Origin of the sequence: Listeria costaricensis, assembly GCF_900183385.1 — a bacterium.
Taxonomy (GTDB): domain Bacteria; phylum Bacillota; class Bacilli; order Lactobacillales; family Listeriaceae; genus Listeria; species Listeria costaricensis.
The window spans coordinates 111,507-127,967 of record NZ_FXUT01000010.1 but is presented as its reverse complement, the minus strand read 5'-3'; the positions used below and the strand labels follow the sequence as shown (position 1 = coordinate 127,967).

Annotated in this window: 16 protein-coding genes; 11 read left to right on the top strand and 5 right to left on the bottom strand. The window is 41.1% G+C overall.

The window, feature by feature from the left end:
- Positions 1-32: 32 nt before the first annotated feature.
- Positions 33-1,220 carry a CynX/NimT family MFS transporter gene (locus CS921_RS09595; RefSeq protein WP_240422333.1) on the bottom strand — a complete coding sequence of 396 codons (1,188 nt, stop codon included), beginning with the start codon at positions 1,218-1,220 and terminating at the stop codon, positions 33-35.
- A complete protein-coding gene (locus CS921_RS09590; RefSeq protein ID WP_099223302.1) occupies positions 1,213-1,896 on the bottom strand; it encodes a FadR/GntR family transcriptional regulator in 684 nt (227 codons plus the stop codon). The genes CS921_RS09595 and CS921_RS09590 overlap by 8 nt, the downstream gene beginning before the upstream one ends.
- Positions 1,897-2,027: 131 nt before the next feature.
- Between CS921_RS09590 and CS921_RS09585 the strand changes: the two genes are divergently transcribed.
- Positions 2,028-3,098: an AI-2E family transporter gene (locus tag CS921_RS09585; RefSeq protein ID WP_099223300.1), complete on the top strand. Its 1,071-nt coding sequence runs from the start codon at positions 2,028-2,030 to the stop codon at positions 3,096-3,098.
- On the top strand, positions 3,079-3,525 hold the full coding sequence (locus CS921_RS09580) for a GNAT family N-acetyltransferase (protein ID WP_099223298.1): 447 nt from the start codon (positions 3,079-3,081) through the stop codon (positions 3,523-3,525). Before CS921_RS09585 ends, CS921_RS09580 begins: the two co-directional genes overlap by 20 nt.
- A 42-nt stretch (positions 3,526-3,567) precedes the next feature.
- On the opposite strand, the gene CS921_RS09575 is transcribed toward CS921_RS09580, so the two are convergent.
- Both CS921_RS09575 and CS921_RS09570 read right to left on the bottom strand, forming a co-directional pair.
- Positions 3,568-4,458: an alpha/beta fold hydrolase gene (locus CS921_RS09575; RefSeq protein ID WP_099223661.1), complete on the bottom strand. Its 891-nt coding sequence runs from the start codon at positions 4,456-4,458 to the stop codon at positions 3,568-3,570.
- Between the two features lie 10 nt (positions 4,459-4,468).
- On the bottom strand, positions 4,469-5,290 hold the full coding sequence (locus CS921_RS09570; protein WP_099223296.1) for an alpha/beta hydrolase: 822 nt from the start codon (positions 5,288-5,290) through the stop codon (positions 4,469-4,471).
- A gap of 135 nt (positions 5,291-5,425) precedes the next feature.
- Here CS921_RS09570 and CS921_RS09565 point away from each other — a divergent pair, with 135 nt between their 5' ends.
- The 7 genes from CS921_RS09565 (at position 5,426) to CS921_RS09535 (ending at position 10,375) form a co-directional block, all read left to right on the top strand.
- Positions 5,426-5,884 (top strand): DUF4064 domain-containing protein, encoded by a 459-nt coding sequence (locus CS921_RS09565; protein WP_099223294.1) that lies wholly within the window; start codon positions 5,426-5,428, stop codon positions 5,882-5,884.
- Between the two features lie 95 nt (positions 5,885-5,979).
- Positions 5,980-6,210, top strand: a complete 231-nt coding sequence (locus tag CS921_RS09560) for a hypothetical protein (protein WP_099223292.1) — start codon at positions 5,980-5,982, stop codon at positions 6,208-6,210.
- A gap of 137 nt (positions 6,211-6,347) precedes the next feature.
- A complete protein-coding gene (locus tag CS921_RS09555; protein WP_099223290.1) occupies positions 6,348-6,665 on the top strand; it encodes a lmo0954 family membrane protein in 318 nt (105 codons plus the stop codon).
- 15 nt (positions 6,666-6,680) lie between these two features.
- Complete coding sequence (locus CS921_RS09550; RefSeq protein WP_099223288.1) at positions 6,681-7,529, top strand: PspA/IM30 family protein; 849 nt, start codon at positions 6,681-6,683, stop codon at positions 7,527-7,529.
- A 253-nt stretch (positions 7,530-7,782) separates the two neighbouring features.
- Positions 7,783-8,916: an N-acetylglucosamine-6-phosphate deacetylase gene (gene nagA, locus CS921_RS09545; RefSeq protein ID WP_099223286.1), complete on the top strand. Its 1,134-nt coding sequence runs from the start codon at positions 7,783-7,785 to the stop codon at positions 8,914-8,916.
- A gap of 15 nt (positions 8,917-8,931) precedes the next feature.
- Positions 8,932-9,636, top strand: a complete 705-nt coding sequence (locus tag CS921_RS09540) for a glucosamine-6-phosphate deaminase (protein WP_099223284.1) — start codon at positions 8,932-8,934, stop codon at positions 9,634-9,636.
- A gap of 16 nt (positions 9,637-9,652) precedes the next feature.
- Positions 9,653-10,375 carry a GntR family transcriptional regulator gene (locus CS921_RS09535; protein ID WP_099223282.1) on the top strand — a complete coding sequence of 241 codons (723 nt, stop codon included), beginning with the start codon at positions 9,653-9,655 and terminating at the stop codon, positions 10,373-10,375.
- 143 nt (positions 10,376-10,518) lie between these two features.
- Here the strand turns inward: CS921_RS09535 and CS921_RS09530 are convergent, their stop codons facing one another.
- A complete protein-coding gene (locus CS921_RS09530) occupies positions 10,519-11,460 on the bottom strand; it encodes an LCP family glycopolymer transferase (RefSeq protein ID WP_099223280.1) in 942 nt (313 codons plus the stop codon).
- A gap of 189 nt (positions 11,461-11,649) precedes the next feature.
- Here CS921_RS09530 and CS921_RS09525 point away from each other — a divergent pair, with 189 nt between their 5' ends.
- Together CS921_RS09525 and cas9 are read left to right on the top strand one after the other, a co-directional pair.
- Positions 11,650-12,708 (top strand): MraY family glycosyltransferase, encoded by a 1,059-nt coding sequence (locus CS921_RS09525; RefSeq protein WP_099223278.1) that lies wholly within the window; start codon positions 11,650-11,652, stop codon positions 12,706-12,708.
- A gap of 364 nt (positions 12,709-13,072) precedes the next feature.
- A complete protein-coding gene (gene cas9 / locus CS921_RS09520) occupies positions 13,073-16,330 on the top strand; it encodes a type II CRISPR RNA-guided endonuclease Cas9 (protein ID WP_099223276.1) in 3,258 nt (1,085 codons plus the stop codon).
- Positions 16,331-16,461: the final 131 nt, after the last annotated feature.

Genomic DNA, 16,461 nt, shown 5'->3' with positions numbered 1-16,461 from the left:
TCCAGCCAGATGGCCGTTTTAGGTGGAAATAATCAGTCAATCACGCGATTCCGCCCAGCTTTCAGTCCGCAAAACAAGATCAACAAGGTGGCAACATAAAAGAGCACGATCGCCCCGTTCCAATGACCGCTGATGTCATGAAGAACGCCGAACAAGGTCGGGCCGATTGCCGCCAGCAGATATCCGATCGACTGTGCCATGCCGGAAAGATCCGCCGCCGTCTCAGCCGTGCGAGTCCGCAAGTTAAAGAACATCATCGCCAGGCTAAAAGCGAGTCCAGAACCGATACCCAGAATGAGCACAATCACTGCATCCAGCCAAAACTGGTCATTTGCAAAAAGCAGACCTGTCGTGCCAAGCGCTAAAAAGCCCGCTGCGAGTCCGACCAGTAGCCGCTGATCTTTCATCCGTGCAGCAATCATTGGCGCAATAAAGGTTGTCGGCATAATCCCAATTTGCAGAATGGTCAGCATCCAGCCAGATTCAGCCGGAAGCAAGCCGCGACTTTGCATGATTTCCGGCAGCCACGCCACGGCGACATAGAAAATCAGTGACTGCATGCCCATCAAGACGGTAATCATCCAGGCAAGCGGCGACCGCCACACATTGACCGCCTGCTTGTCGTGCGTTTTTTGATCAAGCGGTCGTTCGCGATTTTGGCGGATCTGAGGCAGCCAGAAAAGAAGTGCCACCAGTGAAAAGCAGGCAAATGTCAAGAGGCTCCCTTGCCAACCGCGCGGCAACGTTTCAGCAAGTGGAACACTCAAGCCGGAGCTGACAGCAGCCGAAAGATTCATCACAATCGAATAAAGTCCCGTCATCAGTCCCAGCCTAAAAGGAAATTCCTGCTTGATCAAGCTCGGCACCAGCACATTTCCAGCAGCAATCGCAAAGCCAATCAGTAGCGTTCCCATAAGAAGCAGCGGCAGACCGCCAAATGGTCGAATAAAGCTACCAATGGATAGGATAATCAAGGCAAAAAAGAGGATCCGGCGCATGCCAAATCGGCGACTGAGCCCTGACACAAACGGAGAAACAAGGGCAAAAGCAAGCAGTGGCAAAGTGGTCAGAAAACCTGCAAAGGCACTGGAAACCGGAGCATCCTGTTTGATAAAAGGCAGCAGTGGACTAAGGGAGGTGATCGGCATGCGAAGATTGGCCGCAATCAGGAGAATGCCGCAGATCAGTAGTCCATTACGTGCAGCTTTCGTATCAGTCATTTGGCACCTCTTCATGCAAAATCAACTGCTGAAAGTGGCGAATATAGCGGGAAACCTCTTCTTGCGCCTTCTCGACATCCCCACAGTCGATCGCCTCGATCAGTGCCGGATGTCCAATGATCGTTTCTTTTGTTAGTTCAGCAGTCCGGACAATCGAATGCCGAATTTGCTCGATCAGGTTTGCATAAATATCGAACAGTAACTGGTTGTGCGAGGCCGCCACAATCGCCAAATGCAGCTTGGTATCCTGCTCGACAAACTGCTCCTCAGAACCGCTTGAAGCAGCCATTTGGCAAGCGGCTTGTAAACGAAGAATCTCCGCCATATCCGCTGCCGTTTTTCGCCTGCAGGCAAGTGCTACAGCCTCTTTTTCGAGCGCTCGCCGCACTTCCAAAATTTCCAGCGGTGCCGATTTTTCTGCACGTTTTTGCAGGATGGCGTCCAGTTCACTCTTGGCAGTAACAAATGTGCCGTCTCCTTGTCGCGCTTCCAAGAGCCCGACACTGGCCAGCGCTCGAATAGCTTCACGTAAAGTATTGCGGCTAACGCCAAGCTGCGCCATCAATTCCTTTTCATTCGGAATGCGCGCTCCAAGTGGCCAATCGCCCGTGTGAATTTTTTGTTCGATTTGCAGATAAACTTGTTCTGCAAGCGTTGAGCGAGGAATTTTTTCCATCGAATCACTTCTTTCAATTAAAGGTAGGATGATTGGTTAATTTTAACGTGACTGGCAGGAATTGTAAAGAGAGTAGGCGAATGCTGGAAGCTGTGATAGAATGAAAAGGGTTAAGGAGGAGAGTTTGGAAGATGAAATGGGTCGATTATTTTATAAAAAATTTAACATTACGAAGAATAATTGTGTTTGCTTTGATGGGCTTCACACTTTATCTTCTTCGCAGTATGATCAATTTGATTTTACTGACATTTATTTTTGCGTTTTTAGTGACAAGAATTGAAAATGTCATTTTAAAAAGAGTGCGTATACCCAGACGGTTGATTGTGATTACACTATATGCACTTGTAGCCCTACTGCTTTATATTGCAGTGGTGCATTACTTGCCAATCCTGATCGATCAAGTTTCACAGCTTGTCGATATGATCATCAAATTTTTCAATCAACCAACAAACAATGAATTTTTACAATGGGTCTTCGGGATTATTCAAGATTCCAATGTTCAAAAATACCTCGAATCGGGTGTAAACTTCCTCGTTTCTTCGCTTTCAGGTATCGGAGCGGTGGGCGTGTCCTTCTTTATGGCACTCATTCTCAGCCTGTTTTTCTCGCTGGAAAAGGAACGAGTCATGCGGTTTACAGGTCAATTTCTCACAAGTAAAATCGGTTTTATTTTTGAAGACCTGGCCTATTTTGGGAAAAAATTTGTTTCAACATTTGGAGTGGTTTTGGAAGCCCAGCTTTTGATTGCGCTTGTCAATTGTCTGATCACGACAACCGCGCTTTATTTGATGGATTTCCCTCAACTGCTTAGTCTGTCGATCATGGTCTTCATTCTAGGCATGATCCCAGTTGCCGGTGTGATTATTTCCTGTATCCCACTCACCATCATTGCCTATTCCGTCGGCGGATTTCAAGACGTCTTTTATATTTTGCTGACCGTGGTCATCGTCCATGCGATCGAAACATACGTACTCAATCCTAAGCTGATGTCGAGCAAAACCGATCTACCAGTTTTTTACACCTTTATCATTTTGATTTTCTCGGAAGAATTCTTTGGCGTTTGGGGCTTAATCGTTGGGATCCCCGTCTTTGTGTTTATGCTAGATGTTTTAGATGTTCGGAGCACGGACGACATCCCTCGCAAAAATTTCTTCGGATTTAAAAAGAAGAAAGAGGTGCCGGATGAGGATTCAAAGGGTTGAGCAGAATTATCCACTAGATTTACTCCAGCTGGCTGATCCCAGTGAAGAGCGAATAAAAAGCTATCTGCCTAAGTCCCAAGTATTTGTTTTAGAAGAAGCAGGGGAGGCGATCGGCTGCTACGCTTTGCAGAAGTTGACCGCTACGCAAATGGAAGTGATGAATATTGCCGTCAGCGAGAAAAGGCAGGGCGAGGGCTTAGGGAAGATTTTGCTAAACCATGCCGTTCAAGAAGCCAAAAAGGCAGGCGCACGCGATTTGCATGTTGGGACAGGCAATTCCAGTATCGGGCAAGTGGCTTTTTACCAGAAAATGGGCTTCCGACTTACGGCAATCAAGCTGGATTTCTTTACTGAAAATTACGAGGAACCTATTTTTGAAAATGGCCTATTATGCCGGGACATGTGGTGCTTTTCCCGTGAAATATAAAAAAAGGTGCAAAATCTTATGTGGATTTTGCACCTTTTTCCTTTAATCCGACCATAAAAAGTCGGCGATCGTTTGGTCTACATCGGGATTTTCATGCAGCTTACTGTGGGCGGCATTTTCTCCGTAAAAAATCTTTTCCGAATAGCTGGCCACATCTGCATAAATGAAGCGACCGGATAAGGCACTGGCCACCGACACACTGCCGTCACTCTTCGTCCCGTCCTCTATGTCGCCTGCAATATTGAAAACTTGAAGATCACTTGGCAGACCAGCCTGACCGTTCATAAAATTCGCATAGCGATCGGTTTCGGCACCCGGCCCATTGTCTGTCAGATCATAAGGTGTCACGCCATCCTCACCGATTACAAGACCATTGAGCGGGGCGGCGATCAGGACGAGCTTTTCAACTTGCGGATAAGCCGCGTTATGGCCATCTTTTTCCAGATAGTTCGTTAGACTAACGCCACCCATCGAATGACCTACCGCGTTGATTTTTTCGATATGGTACTCGTTTTTCAGCGTGGCAAGGGCGTTTTCCAGCCAGATCGTTTGGTTTTCCATTGAGCTTTTATTATCCGCAAAAAGGATTTGAATCAGCGGATTTGGGCTTGTTTCGTCAAACTGACCGCTTGTTGAGACAGTGCCATCTGCGTTCACAGTCAAAACCAGCGACTTGGTGGCCTGCCCGTTTTTGGACAGCCGTTTGATCATGTTGCCAAGCGAATTTTTTGTCCCTGCATATCCGTGAACAAAAATCGTCGGCACATCGGGTGTCTTTTCCGCCGTGACCTTTGATTTAAGAGGGGGAGACGTTGTTGTTTTCGCTGCAGATTCTTTTTTTGGAGATTCCGTTTGAGGCAGTGTATAGAAAATTAGTCCGATACAAATCAGAAATACGAATACTACAGAACCGCCGATCAACCATTTTTTCACGATATGCACCTCATTTTTGTCCAAATAGGAAAGGTCCTACATACTTATCAACTGCTGTCAATTCATGCATATTGCTGTGCGTGGCTTCAGGTCCATGAATGACATGCGTTTCAACTTCTTGCTTGGTAAATAATTTTTTACCATAAAGCACGCTGTCAATCTTAACCTCGCCGTCGCTGTCACTGCCATCATCTAAATTACCGCCAATGATCAGAATCTTAACATTTTCAGGCAGGTTTTTCGACATCTGACTGGCAAATTTGGCGTGCACCTCATTGGCATTTTTGATATCGACTTCCTCGTCACCGTTCACATATTCTTCCGGATAGAACGGGACGGCCAAAAAGACAATTTTATTGACTTGCGGATAGTCTGGATTTTTTTCATAGCTGGCAAGATACGCCACCCAAGCGCCGCCACCCATCGAGTGTCCGACCGCATTGAACTGACGGATATCATAGTGATCCTGCAGATAGAGCATGACTTTTTTCGTCCACATCGATTGCTGAGTGATCGTCGCCCGGTTATCTTCAAAGACAATATTGATCAAAGGATTTTTGGCCGTTTTTGAATAGCTTCCTGTTGTAGATATTTCACCAGTGGGGCTGACGGATACTTTCAGCGCGTCCGTACCCCAGTCATATTTTTGATCAAAACGGCGAATCATTCCATGTAGTGATCGATCGGTTCCCCTATAGCCGTGAATAAAAATTGTCGGTATATTTGAGCTGCTGACGGCTTTGACTTGTGGCTCCATTTGGAAAATACAATAAATCGCACCGACAACACATAAAAGTGGCACGAGGCCGGCAAATATAAGGCGTTTTAACATCCTTGTGACTCCCCTTCAAACGCAATTTCTTTCATTATACCTGCTTTTTACCCAAAACGCACTTTCTATAATCCGTTTACTGAAGGTTTTCAAGCAGAAAAAAATTCGGTATACTGTTATCAAGGAGGCGATATTTTGATTAAGCGAACAGGAGAGGTGACTCTCGGAATTATTGGACTTATTTTAGCCATCATTGTGCAAGGCGCGATTACAGCCGTTTGCTTTGTACTTGTAAGAGTGACAAATCAGCCAGACGGGTTGCAAAGCTTTGTCGATAATTATAATCAAGCGGTAACCCAATATGGTGGCAGTATGGCGAGCGTTCCAGATGCAAGCACGGTTCTCGACCAGATACATACATTTGCTGGATTATCTCTTGTGGCAGCCATTATTACACTGATTTTAGCTATTCTAGCGATTATTTTTATTACAGGAAATAAAAAGCCCGTTTTAGCAGGTTTCTTGTATTTCTTCGCAGCGATTCTTGTTTTTGTCGTCACTTTTTCTACAGGTTTCATTCCGGCGTTGCTGTTTTTGATTGCAGCAATCATGTCCTGGGTGCGTAAGCCTCGTGATCCTTTTACAAGTCTTTAATAGTTTTAAAAAGCCTGACATTTGTCATGGCTTTTTTTGTTTGCAAAAGCTTATTTTTGGGAAAAGACAACTGACTTTACGAGGAGGTGCCAAAGATGCAAAAAAAGATTGGCTGGCTGATTGGCGGGGCAGCAGGGGCTCTAGTAGGCGTAGGAACATTTATTATTTTGAAACAACGAACCGGCGATCCCTTTGATACAGTGAATGATATTCGGAACCAGTATGCAAAAGAGGCTGTCAGCGAAACCGAAATAGAGGCAGAAAATATGGTCGCGGAAGGCGCCATGACAAGCGTCAAGTATGAAAATGAAAAACAAGCAAAATAAGAGATGGAGCTGTTCTTATGAGAGGGCAGCTTTTTCTTTTCAGCCTCAAGTTGTAGTCGAAATTCCTTCTGCAGTTGCTTTATTGTCTTGCAAATGCGGGGTATGATAAGTACAGTTAAGAAAAGGAGGCAAAATAGATGAGAGGCATACTTATTGCGATCCTAGTAGTGCTCCTGATCGCGCTGATATTGACGATCCTTTGGCCGGCCATTATGGCAACAATCGGTGCCGTCATCGGTTTCTGGTCGCTGAAAAAATTACTTGAAGTCCAGACAATCGGTGAAAAAATTTTATATGGTATTTTGATTGGTGTAGGTGTACTCATTATTTTGGCTAACCTAAAAGGCATCTTAGTCGTCGCGGTTATCGCTTTAATCTTTTACTTTATTACGAAAAACCGTCGACCTAAAAATCAATCGCATAATGACACGTTTGATTATCCATATAACAAATAATTGGAGGAGAAAATCATGACAAATTTTTTTGATAAAATGAAAGAATGGAATAAACAAGTCACAAAGAAAATCGATGAAAAAAATGAAAAACGCCGTAATTCAGTCAGCTACTACATGGACAAAACGAAAGCAGAAATGAAAGAAGCAGAGCGTATGGTAGAAAAACAACGTGAGCTGAAATCCATTTTCTATAAAGAATATAAAGAAATGGAAGCCTACATTGAAAAACGCCGGCGCCAAGTGGAAATTGCCAAAGAAGCAGGCGAAACGAAACTAGCTAATTTTGCTCAGGCAGAAGTAGAACAATATGAAGCACAGCTTGAAACGACCAAAGAACATTATGAACAGGCATCAGAGCAACTCGAAAAATTGGAGCTTAGAATGCATGAAATGCGCCTGAAATGGAAAAACCTCAAAACACAGCATCTAGCAGAAATGGCTGAAAAGAACGCCGAAGAAACAGCGCAAAAAATGGATAAGGTCATCCATGATATGAGCTGGGGCAGTGTAACAGATTACCATGAAGCCCAAAAACAGCGGGAGCTTTCTGAAGAGGCGAGTAAAAAAGCCGACATGGCGAAAGAGCTTTCCCAGTCATTTGATGAGCTGATGGACGAGCTTGACAAGAAAACACAAAAGAGCAAAGAAGTCATTAAAGATAAAGCCCAAGAATTTTCATCCATGGTGGACGATATGATCGAACGAGAAAAACGCAATTTCCAAAAGAAAGATCAGGCTTCGATGGATGAACTACTGAATGACTTAGAAAAAGATGCTGTAAAAAAAGAAAAACAGACAGAGGATGAAGGGCTAATCCCAGAACTGGAAGAAAAGAAAGAAGAAAAAGCAGAAGACGATAAATAAGTCTTTGATAAAATGAATAAAATTCCTTTACGGACACGTAATAGATGTGAAAGAGACATTTATTACGTGTTTTTTTGTTTGAAGAAGCTCCTCTGAGAAGCGGCAGGTACAAACGATTCCAGTGTTTTTGAGCTGCGGACTTTTTGTTTTGCCAAAGCTTTTTCGGGAAAAGGACAAAAGATAAGTTGCATTTTTTAGGAAAAGCGGTATAATAATTGGTATAGACCGATTGTAAATGAAGGAGGCTATCGTAATGACTGCAAAAGTGATTACTAACGCAACAATCTACACGGGGAAGAATGTACTTGAGAATGCTTACATGCGCTTCACGGAAACGATTCAAGAAGTTGGCAGCATGGCGAATTTCGAGGCAAAAAAGGATGAAGAAGTAATCGATTTATCCGGAAAAAAAGTGGTTCCTGGTTTTATCGATGTTCATTCACATGGCGGATACGGACACGATGCTATGGATGCAGATCCAGAGGCGTTGAAGCTCCAAGTACGCGGAATGTTGAATGAGGGGATTACCAGTTATTTCCCAACAACGATGACACAATCGCATGAAAATATTGAAAAGGCATTAAAAACGATTGGCGAAGTGGCTAAAGAAGAACCGGTCATCGCCGGGATTCATTTGGAAGGTCCCTTTGTATCGGTTGTCTTTAAAGGGGCACAACCAGAAGAATATATTGAAGCACCAGATTTAGAGGTTTTCAAAAAATGGTTTGATCTTTCTGGCGGCTTAATCAAAGTCGTAACCTATGCACCCGAGCACGAAACTTCTCCAGCATTTGAAAATCTTTGCTATGAGCTGGGTGTTGTTCCAAGTATCGGACACAGTAATGACGTGCGGGAACATTTGAAAACAAGTAAGGCAACCCACGCCACCCATCTTTATAATGCCTGCCATCGAATGACACACCGTGAACCAGGTGTTCCAGGACACGTGCTCTTAGAAGACGGCATCCAAGCAGAACTAATCTGTGACGGTATCCATGTTCATCCAGATATGGTTCGTCTTGCTTACAAGATGAAAGGGGCACACGGCATCAGTCTTATTACAGACTCCATGCGTGCGAAAGGTATGCCAGAAGGAAAATCAGAACTTGGCGGCCAAACGGTTATCGTAAAAGATAAACAGGCACGTCTTGAAGATGGCACACTGGCAGGAAGCGTACTCACTTATGACGATGCTTTCCGTAATATCATTCGCTTTACCGGTTGCACGATAGAAGAAGCTGTTCTAATGAGCTCTGTCAATCAGGCGAAGGAGTTCAACCTAACACAAAAAGGTGCGCTTCAAGCAGGTAAAGATGCTGATTTTAACGTATTTGACAATGATCTAAAATTGACCGCAACATTCTCATTCGGTCGTAAATTTTCTTGAGAGGACGAACTAAACATGCAACTTATCCAAGTAAAAGATAAACTAGAAGGCTCCATTAAAGGACTAGAAATCATTGAAAATGAAATAAAAGCAGGCCGTGTGAATACGCTAGGTCTTGCAACAGGTAGTACGCCAGAAACCCTTTATGCTGAAATGATTAAAAGCGATGTCGATACCGCTGAAATCACAACAGTCAACCTAGATGAGTATGTAGGTCTTGCAGCCGACGATCCAAACAGTTATCATTACTATATGAACCAATTGTTGTTTTCTAAGAAAGCATTTAAAGAAAGCTTCTTGCCAAACGGTTTAGCAAAGGATGCTGCGGCTGAATGTGCCCGCTATGAAGAAATTCTTGCTGCACACCCAGTGGATATTCAAATTCTGGGCATTGGGACAAATGGACATATCGGCTTTAATGAACCCGGTACGCCATTTGACTCGCTAACGCATAAAGTCGAATTGACAGAATCGACACGTGAAGCGAACAAACGCTTTTTTGAAAGAGAAGAAGACGTTCCGACGCACGCTTACTCGATGGGAATCAAATCGATCATGAACGCGAAGAAGATCATTCTGTTTGCTTTTGGTGAAAACAAAGCAGAAGCGATTAAAGAAACTATAAAAGGATCTGTAGATGTGAAATGCCCTGCTTCGGCACTGCAAAATCATCCGGATGTTACCATTATCGTGGACGAGGAAGCAGCTTCACTTCTATAAAAAAGAGGGCTGAAAAATGATCGATAAACAATCAGGAATTCCGATTTACATTCAAATCCAATCGAACATCAAGCAAAAAATCGAAGAGGGCGTCTGGCAGGTCGGGTCATCAATTCCGGCAGAACGTCAATTAGCCGAAATGTTTCAAGTGAGCCGGATGACCGTCCGGCAGGCCATTCAAGGACTTGTGGATGATAATATCCTTCAGCGCCGCGTGGGTGCCGGGACTTTTATCGCTGAGAAAAAACTGACTGAGCGTCTTGAAGCAGTGACAAGTTTTACGAATTTGATGCTGCAAGAGGGCAAGATTCCGTCGACACGTATCGTTTCCTATGGAATCAGACCGGCAAGTATCCAGGAACAGGAAGCACTTGAACTGCCGGATAACAGCAATGTGATGAAAATCGAACGGATTCGCTACGGGGACAAAGTGCCAATTCTTTATGAAGTCGCGTCGATTCCAGAAAAAATTGCGTCACTTTTAACCAAAGAGGACATCATGAACTCTCTTTATAAAGCGATTGAAACCAGCCTTGATCAGCAGATTGGCGAGGCGGAGCAAACGATGGAAGCCGCACTTGTTTCGGAAAAAGTCGCGCCTTATCTGGATGTAAAATTAGGTTCTCCAGTCATGAAGCTTCGGCAGATTACCTATTTGGATGACGGTCGACCATTTGAATTTACTCGTTCGCAATATGTAGGCAGCCGCTTTCAATTTGTGGCGCGCGTCAAACAATAAAAATCTTTCCGTCTATTCTCAGATTCAGTGGAATAGACGGAAAGATTTTTTTATGTGGTATAAAATTTTTAACCTGCAAAAAACAGCGGAAAGCAAAACGGTTTCAATGAACAGTCATGCTTTCCGCTGTTTTGACTAGTGGGTCAGTTGATTTCCAAATTCTTGGCTAGTTCGTCATGAAGCCGTGCCCGTTCGTCATCGGAGACCACATAGTACCAGATGCCATCGCTTTGTATGCCACCTGTTCCGCTAACCTGCAAGTTTTCCACATTGCCGAGTGCACCAGCATAGTTTTTGGCAATCTTTGTCACGTCATTCATTGTAAAGTCAGTTTCGATATTATCGCCAATCGCATCTAAAACATCATTGAAGTGCCAAATCAGGCCTGTGCTCATCAATTTATCTGCGATCGCTGAAATGACCTGTTGCTGCCGTTTTTGACGACCAAAGTCACCTTCTGAGTCCGTTTTACGAATACGCACATAAGCAAGTGCATCGTCACCATCAAGTGTAATGTTCCCTTTGTTGAAAGTTTCACCGTCAAGTTCAAGTCCGTCCTTGTCATTATAGACAGTGATTCCGCCGACTGCATCAACAAGATCCTTAAAGCCTTCCATGTTGATTTTAATATAGTAATTGAAAGGAATGTCATTCAAAAAATTAGAGGCTGTATCTTCGGCCATTTTGACACCGCCGTAAGCATAGGCAGCATTAATTTTGTCCACTGAATTATGCCCGACAATTTCTGTTTGTGTATCACGTGGGATACTGAGCATTTGGATTTTATTGGTCGTACCGTTGACCGTAGCCGCAATCATGGTATCAGATCTGCCGCGGTCACCTTCGCGTTCATCGACCCCAAGAAGTAGCACAGAGAAAGGGGTACTTCCATCGAGCGTGACACTAGTATTTTGTTTTCCTTCGACTGGTTTGTGGATTTGATCAAAAGTTGCGCTGGTTTTCCAGTAAGCATAGCCGATTAATCCAGCACAAAGTAAAATGATTACTAATAGGATGGCTGAAATGATTTTTAAAACCCGATGTTTTTTCTTCTTTTTGTATTTATCCGTTCGCAAATTATTCATCCTCTCTTTTTTGCTACCTTTATTTTAGCCCAATTTATAAGAAAGGTCACTCTTTATTTTAAGCTGTCGAAAAGTTGTAATAATTACTGATTTTTTTGTATCAAAAGGTTGCTCCCGAGATATTCATTGTATTTTCATAAATAAGCACGTATAATATAGAAGATCTCAATTGAAAAAGGAGGGCGAAAGATGCTGTATGCGATTTTTGCGATCGTACTTGTGGCCTCGCTTCTTTTTACACCGATCATTCGGCAACTGGCGCTCTACTTTGATGTGACAGATAAACCGGATAAACGTCGTGTAAATATCAAACCGATTCCAAGTCTTGGCGGGCTTGCGATATACATAAGTTTTACGATTGGTCTTTTCATGCTGCCAATCGATAAATCGCTACTTGTGCCATTATTTGTCAGCGGAACGATCATGATGATCACTGGACTGATAGATGATATTTTTGAAATAAAAGCGCGCGTTAAGTTGTTTGGGCAGATTCTTGCAGCACTGGTTATCGTCCTATTTGGTGGAATTGAAATTACTTTTATCAATTTGCCATTTGGTGGGGATATCCATTTTGGTGTGTTGAGTATTCCGCTCACGATTATTTGGATTGTGGCGATTACAAATGCGGTGAATCTGATCGACGGACTGGACGGGCTTGCGGCAGGGGTCTCGACGATTGCGCTTTTGACAATCATGTGTATGGCTTTTATCATGCAGGATCCAGTCGTGATTATGCTGGCAGCTATTCTTATTGCTGCGACACTTGGCTTTTTGCCGTATAATTTCAACCCGGCTAAGATTTTTATGGGCGACACAGGGGCACTCTTTTTAGGCTTCATTATTTCCGTGCTATCTTTGATGGGCTTTAAAAATGTCACATTTATTTCCTTGATTGTGCCCATTTTGATTCTGGGCGTACTAATTGCAGATACATTGATTGCGATTATTCGGCGACTGGTTACCAAGCAGCCGATCGCCATGGCGGATAAGTTTCATATGCATCATTGCCTGATGAATCTAGGCTTTACACATCGCCAAACAGTGATTCTGATTTATGCCATCTCGGCACTTTTCTCGCTGTTTTCCTTTATCTTGACCATGTCGACGTTATGGGGCTCGATCTTGCTGATGGGCGTGCTGCTTATCTTAATAGAAGTCCTGATTGAAACGCTCGGCCTGATCAGTCAAAATTATCGACCGATTATGCGGCTTTTGCGCATTCATATCAGTCACGAAGAAGATGAGTGAACAAAGAAGAAAAGAATATAGGAAACTAATTATAAGGCAGGAGTATCGAGAAGCGTACTTCTGCTTTTTTATTTTGAAATAATGGTTCTACTATTATGAATGGAAAAATCAACTTTATCTAAACTAATATGTATTAATAAATTAAAAAAATTTTAAGAAAATATGTTATAATGAAAGCGATAATTATGCGTAGATGCCACTCATCCCTTACTTTGAAGTGAATAATTATTTTTGCTTGTGAAGGTAGAAAATTTATGAATAAATACAAGTTGAATGGTGCTAGTAAATCAGAAGGTTATATCAAAACATAATGAGTAAAATTTATTTAACATATATTTAATAACAACAGTAGAGGAGAATAGAGATGTCAAATTTAATTTTAGGGTTAGATGTTGGGGTAGCTTCTGTCGGTTGGGGACTTATTGATGGAGATGATGGTAGAATCGTTGATGCTGGAGTGAGACTATTTAATAGTGCGACGGCTTCGCAAAATATGGAACGTAGGGATGCTAGGGGTGCAAGGCGATTAACACGAAGAAAGAAACATAGACGTGAAAGAATGACACAATTGTTGATGGATGCTGAAATTTATAAACCAGATGTTCGTGATGATTATAATCCATATAAATTAAGAGTAAAAGGCTTGCGTGAGCAATTGAATTCCGAAGAGCTTTTCGTTGCTTTGTTTCACCTTGCTAAAAGACGTGGCATTTCTTATTTGGATGATGTTGATGAAACGGAGATAAAAGGTGATTTAAAAATAAATGCTGATTTGCTCAAGGAAAAACTTCCGTGTGAAATTCAATTAGATCGTTTTGAAAAATATGGGAAAGTACGTGGCATAGTTACAGTCAATAGTGATGAAAAAGTACAACACTTAGTAAATATTTTTCCGACCTCTGCTTATGAAAAAGAAGCCAGAGAACTCTTGAGGGAACAATCAAAATATTATTCTAAAATAGACAAGAAATTTATTGATGCATACATAAATATTTTGACAGGAAAAAGAAAATATTATGATGGTCCCGGTAGTGAAAAATCACGTACTAATTATGGGCGCTTTAAAACAGATGGAACAACATTGGACAACTTATTTGAAGTATTAATTGGCAAGTGCAGTGTATATCCAAATGAGTTGAGAGCGGCTAGAGCTTCTTATACAGCTCAGGAATTTAATGTGCTTGACGATTTAAATAATCTTAAAATCAAAGGTGAGAAGCTAAATAAAGCGCAAAAAGAAGAAATTATTGAGAAAATATTAAACAGTTCCACCTTTGGTCCAACTAAAATGATTAAACTTATTAGTAAGGTTGCTGATTGTCAAGAAGATGACATTAAAGGATATAAAATTGGTAAAGATGAGAAACCAGAATTCCATACTTTTGAAGTTTATCGAAACATCCAAAAGGCATTAAAAGATGCGGGGATCTCTAATTGTCAGTTTTCACGAGATACCTATGATCAACTAGCCTATATTTTAACTTTAAACACTGAACCATCTGCAATTTGCGCACAGATACGTAAAAAGATTCCACAGTTGAGCGATTCTATTATTGGGGTTTGCATAAACTTGAAGAAAAAAGGCAATTTTTCTAAATGGCATTCTTTATCTTTGAAGGCTATGAATGAAATGATTCCTGAATTATATGTAGCGCCAAAGAATCAAATGCAAATTATTCATGAACGTGGAATACAAGCAAATAATAGGAGGCATTTGAAAAATTGCAAATATATTCCAGTTGAAGAGGCATTGAACGAAATTTATAATCCCATTGCAGCCCGGTCAATACGACAGACGCTTGGAATTGTCAATAAAATATTAAAAAGATATGGTGATTTGGCTTCAATTGTTGTGGAAATGCCACGAGAGTTTGTTTCAAGCATAGAGGAGAAAAAAGAAATTGATAAAATGCAAGCAAATAATGAGAAAGAAAAAAAAGCAGCTATTCAACGTGCAAAAAAAGAGTATAATTTTGATGATAATGCTTTTCATAACCATAAACAGTTAGCATTGAAGCTGCGATTATTGGCTCAACAGAAAGAACAGTGCATTTATAGTGGCAAAAAAATAGACGTTAAAGATTTAATACAGCATCCAGAGAAATTTCAGATTGACCATATTATTCCGCAATCTATTTCTTTAGACGATGGTATAAACAATAAAGTGTTATGCTATACAATAGAAAATCAAAAAAAAGGCCAGAGGTCGCCATTTTATTATTATAAAAATAAAAATAAAGGTTGGACATATGCAGATTTTAAACAATTTGTTTTTGAATTATTTAAAGAGGGCAAAGGAACGATTACTAGAACCAAAAAAGATTTGCTGTTAATGGAAGAAGACATCAATAAGTGGGAAGTACGGCAAGGTTTTATTGCTCGTAACTTGGTAGATACTCGATATGCTTCTAGAGTAGTTTTAAATGCGTTACAGAATTATTTTGATGCACATGAGCGGAAAACGAAGGTAAAAGTTGTTCGTGGAAAGTTTACATCACAGCAAAGAGGAAAGTGGAATATTTATAAAGACCGAAGCGAAAGCTATACGCACCATGCGATTGATGCGCTAATTGTAGCTGCAACAGATCGGATGAAACTTTGGAAAAAGGTCTCATCATTCTATGATGTCACGCAGTCTGGACTTCCCTTCGCCAGGACTACAGAAGAGACTTTCCCAATTCTTGATAAGGAAGAGTTTATAACACTTGCAAAGGCTGAGCCCATGAATAATTTCCGAAACCAGTTAGTTGACATAGAAGCTGAGATTAAATATTCACATATGGTGAGCAAAAAGCCAAATAGAAAAGTTAGTGATGCAACAATATATTCAACTAGAAAAGTTGATAATAAAGACTATGTTGTGAAGAAATTTAAAAATATTTATGATGATAATTTCTATACGGAAAAATTTAAAAACCGTTATGAGAAAGATAAAACGCAATTTTTGATGTGTAGACATGATCCTCAGACTTTTGCTATTTTAGAATCGGTGATAAAAACATATCCTACTGCTAAAAATCCGTTTGCGGAGTATAAGAAAGAACATGGAGCCATTCGGAAATATAGTAAAAAAGGGAATGGACCGGAGATATTTGATTTGAAATATATTGATGGTATTTATGGTCAGGGAATAGAAATTAGTAAAAAGAACGAGGCTACACCACCTAAGAATGGGAAAAAAGTGGTGCTGCAATCAATCACTCCTTATCGTGCTGATGTATTCTATGAATCAGCTGAAAAGCGTTTTCACCTTATCGGAATAAAATATAATATGTTTCATTATGAAAAAGAATCTTACAAAATAAACGTAGATGCATATAAAAAACTCTTGGAAAAAGAGGGTATTACAGACAAGATGTCATTTTGTTTTAGTTTATATCGAGGAGATATAATAGAATTTGGAACCAACAAGGATGAACTGCAGGAATATCGATTTTGGTCAAAAGATGAAGGGGCAAAAAATAAAATAAAAACAAAACCGATAAAAGAACCAGCTACAGTTACTATGGCCATTACGATTACAAAAAAAATAAAGATTTTCAATAAATATATGACTGATATTCTGGGGAATAGATTTTTAGCTCCTAAAGAGAAAGATCCGCGTGAAGAGTTAGATCAATAAGTTGTTATTGGGTGATGGAAGTTGTAATAGTTAAAATAAAAGAACCTGAGGTTAAGCATTTGAGCCATTTCTTGAAATGGATTTTTGCGTAATTTTAGGTTCTTTTTTAATTTTGTTTCACCTTTTTTTGA

Excerpts from the sequence above, each read along its gene's own strand:
- nagA (WP_099223286.1), top strand. The coding sequence starts at position 7,783 with ATGACTGCAAAAGTGATTACTAACGCAACAATCTACACGGGGAAGAAT.
- cas9 (WP_099223276.1), top strand. The coding sequence starts at position 13,073 with ATGTCAAATTTAATTTTAGGGTTAGATGTTGGGGTAGCTTCTGTCGGT.
- CS921_RS09595 (WP_240422333.1), bottom strand. The coding sequence starts at position 1,220 with ATGACTGATACGAAAGCTGCACGTAATGGACTACTGATCTGCGGCATT.
- CS921_RS09530 (WP_099223280.1), bottom strand. The coding sequence starts at position 11,460 with ATGAATAATTTGCGAACGGATAAATACAAAAAGAAGAAAAAACATCGG.
- CS921_RS09570 (WP_099223296.1), bottom strand. The coding sequence starts at position 5,290 with ATGTTAAAACGCCTTATATTTGCCGGCCTCGTGCCACTTTTATGTGTT.
- CS921_RS09555 (WP_099223290.1), top strand. The coding sequence starts at position 6,348 with ATGAGAGGCATACTTATTGCGATCCTAGTAGTGCTCCTGATCGCGCTG.
- CS921_RS09590 (WP_099223302.1), bottom strand. The coding sequence starts at position 1,896 with ATGGAAAAAATTCCTCGCTCAACGCTTGCAGAACAAGTTTATCTGCAA.
- CS921_RS09560 (WP_099223292.1), top strand. The coding sequence starts at position 5,980 with ATGCAAAAAAAGATTGGCTGGCTGATTGGCGGGGCAGCAGGGGCTCTA.
- CS921_RS09550 (WP_099223288.1), top strand. The coding sequence starts at position 6,681 with ATGACAAATTTTTTTGATAAAATGAAAGAATGGAATAAACAAGTCACA.
- CS921_RS09585 (WP_099223300.1), top strand. The coding sequence starts at position 2,028 with ATGAAATGGGTCGATTATTTTATAAAAAATTTAACATTACGAAGAATA.
- CS921_RS09535 (WP_099223282.1), top strand. The coding sequence starts at position 9,653 with ATGATCGATAAACAATCAGGAATTCCGATTTACATTCAAATCCAATCG.
- CS921_RS09540 (WP_099223284.1), top strand. The coding sequence starts at position 8,932 with ATGCAACTTATCCAAGTAAAAGATAAACTAGAAGGCTCCATTAAAGGA.
- CS921_RS09525 (WP_099223278.1), top strand. The coding sequence starts at position 11,650 with ATGCTGTATGCGATTTTTGCGATCGTACTTGTGGCCTCGCTTCTTTTT.
- CS921_RS09580 (WP_099223298.1), top strand. The coding sequence starts at position 3,079 with ATGAGGATTCAAAGGGTTGAGCAGAATTATCCACTAGATTTACTCCAG.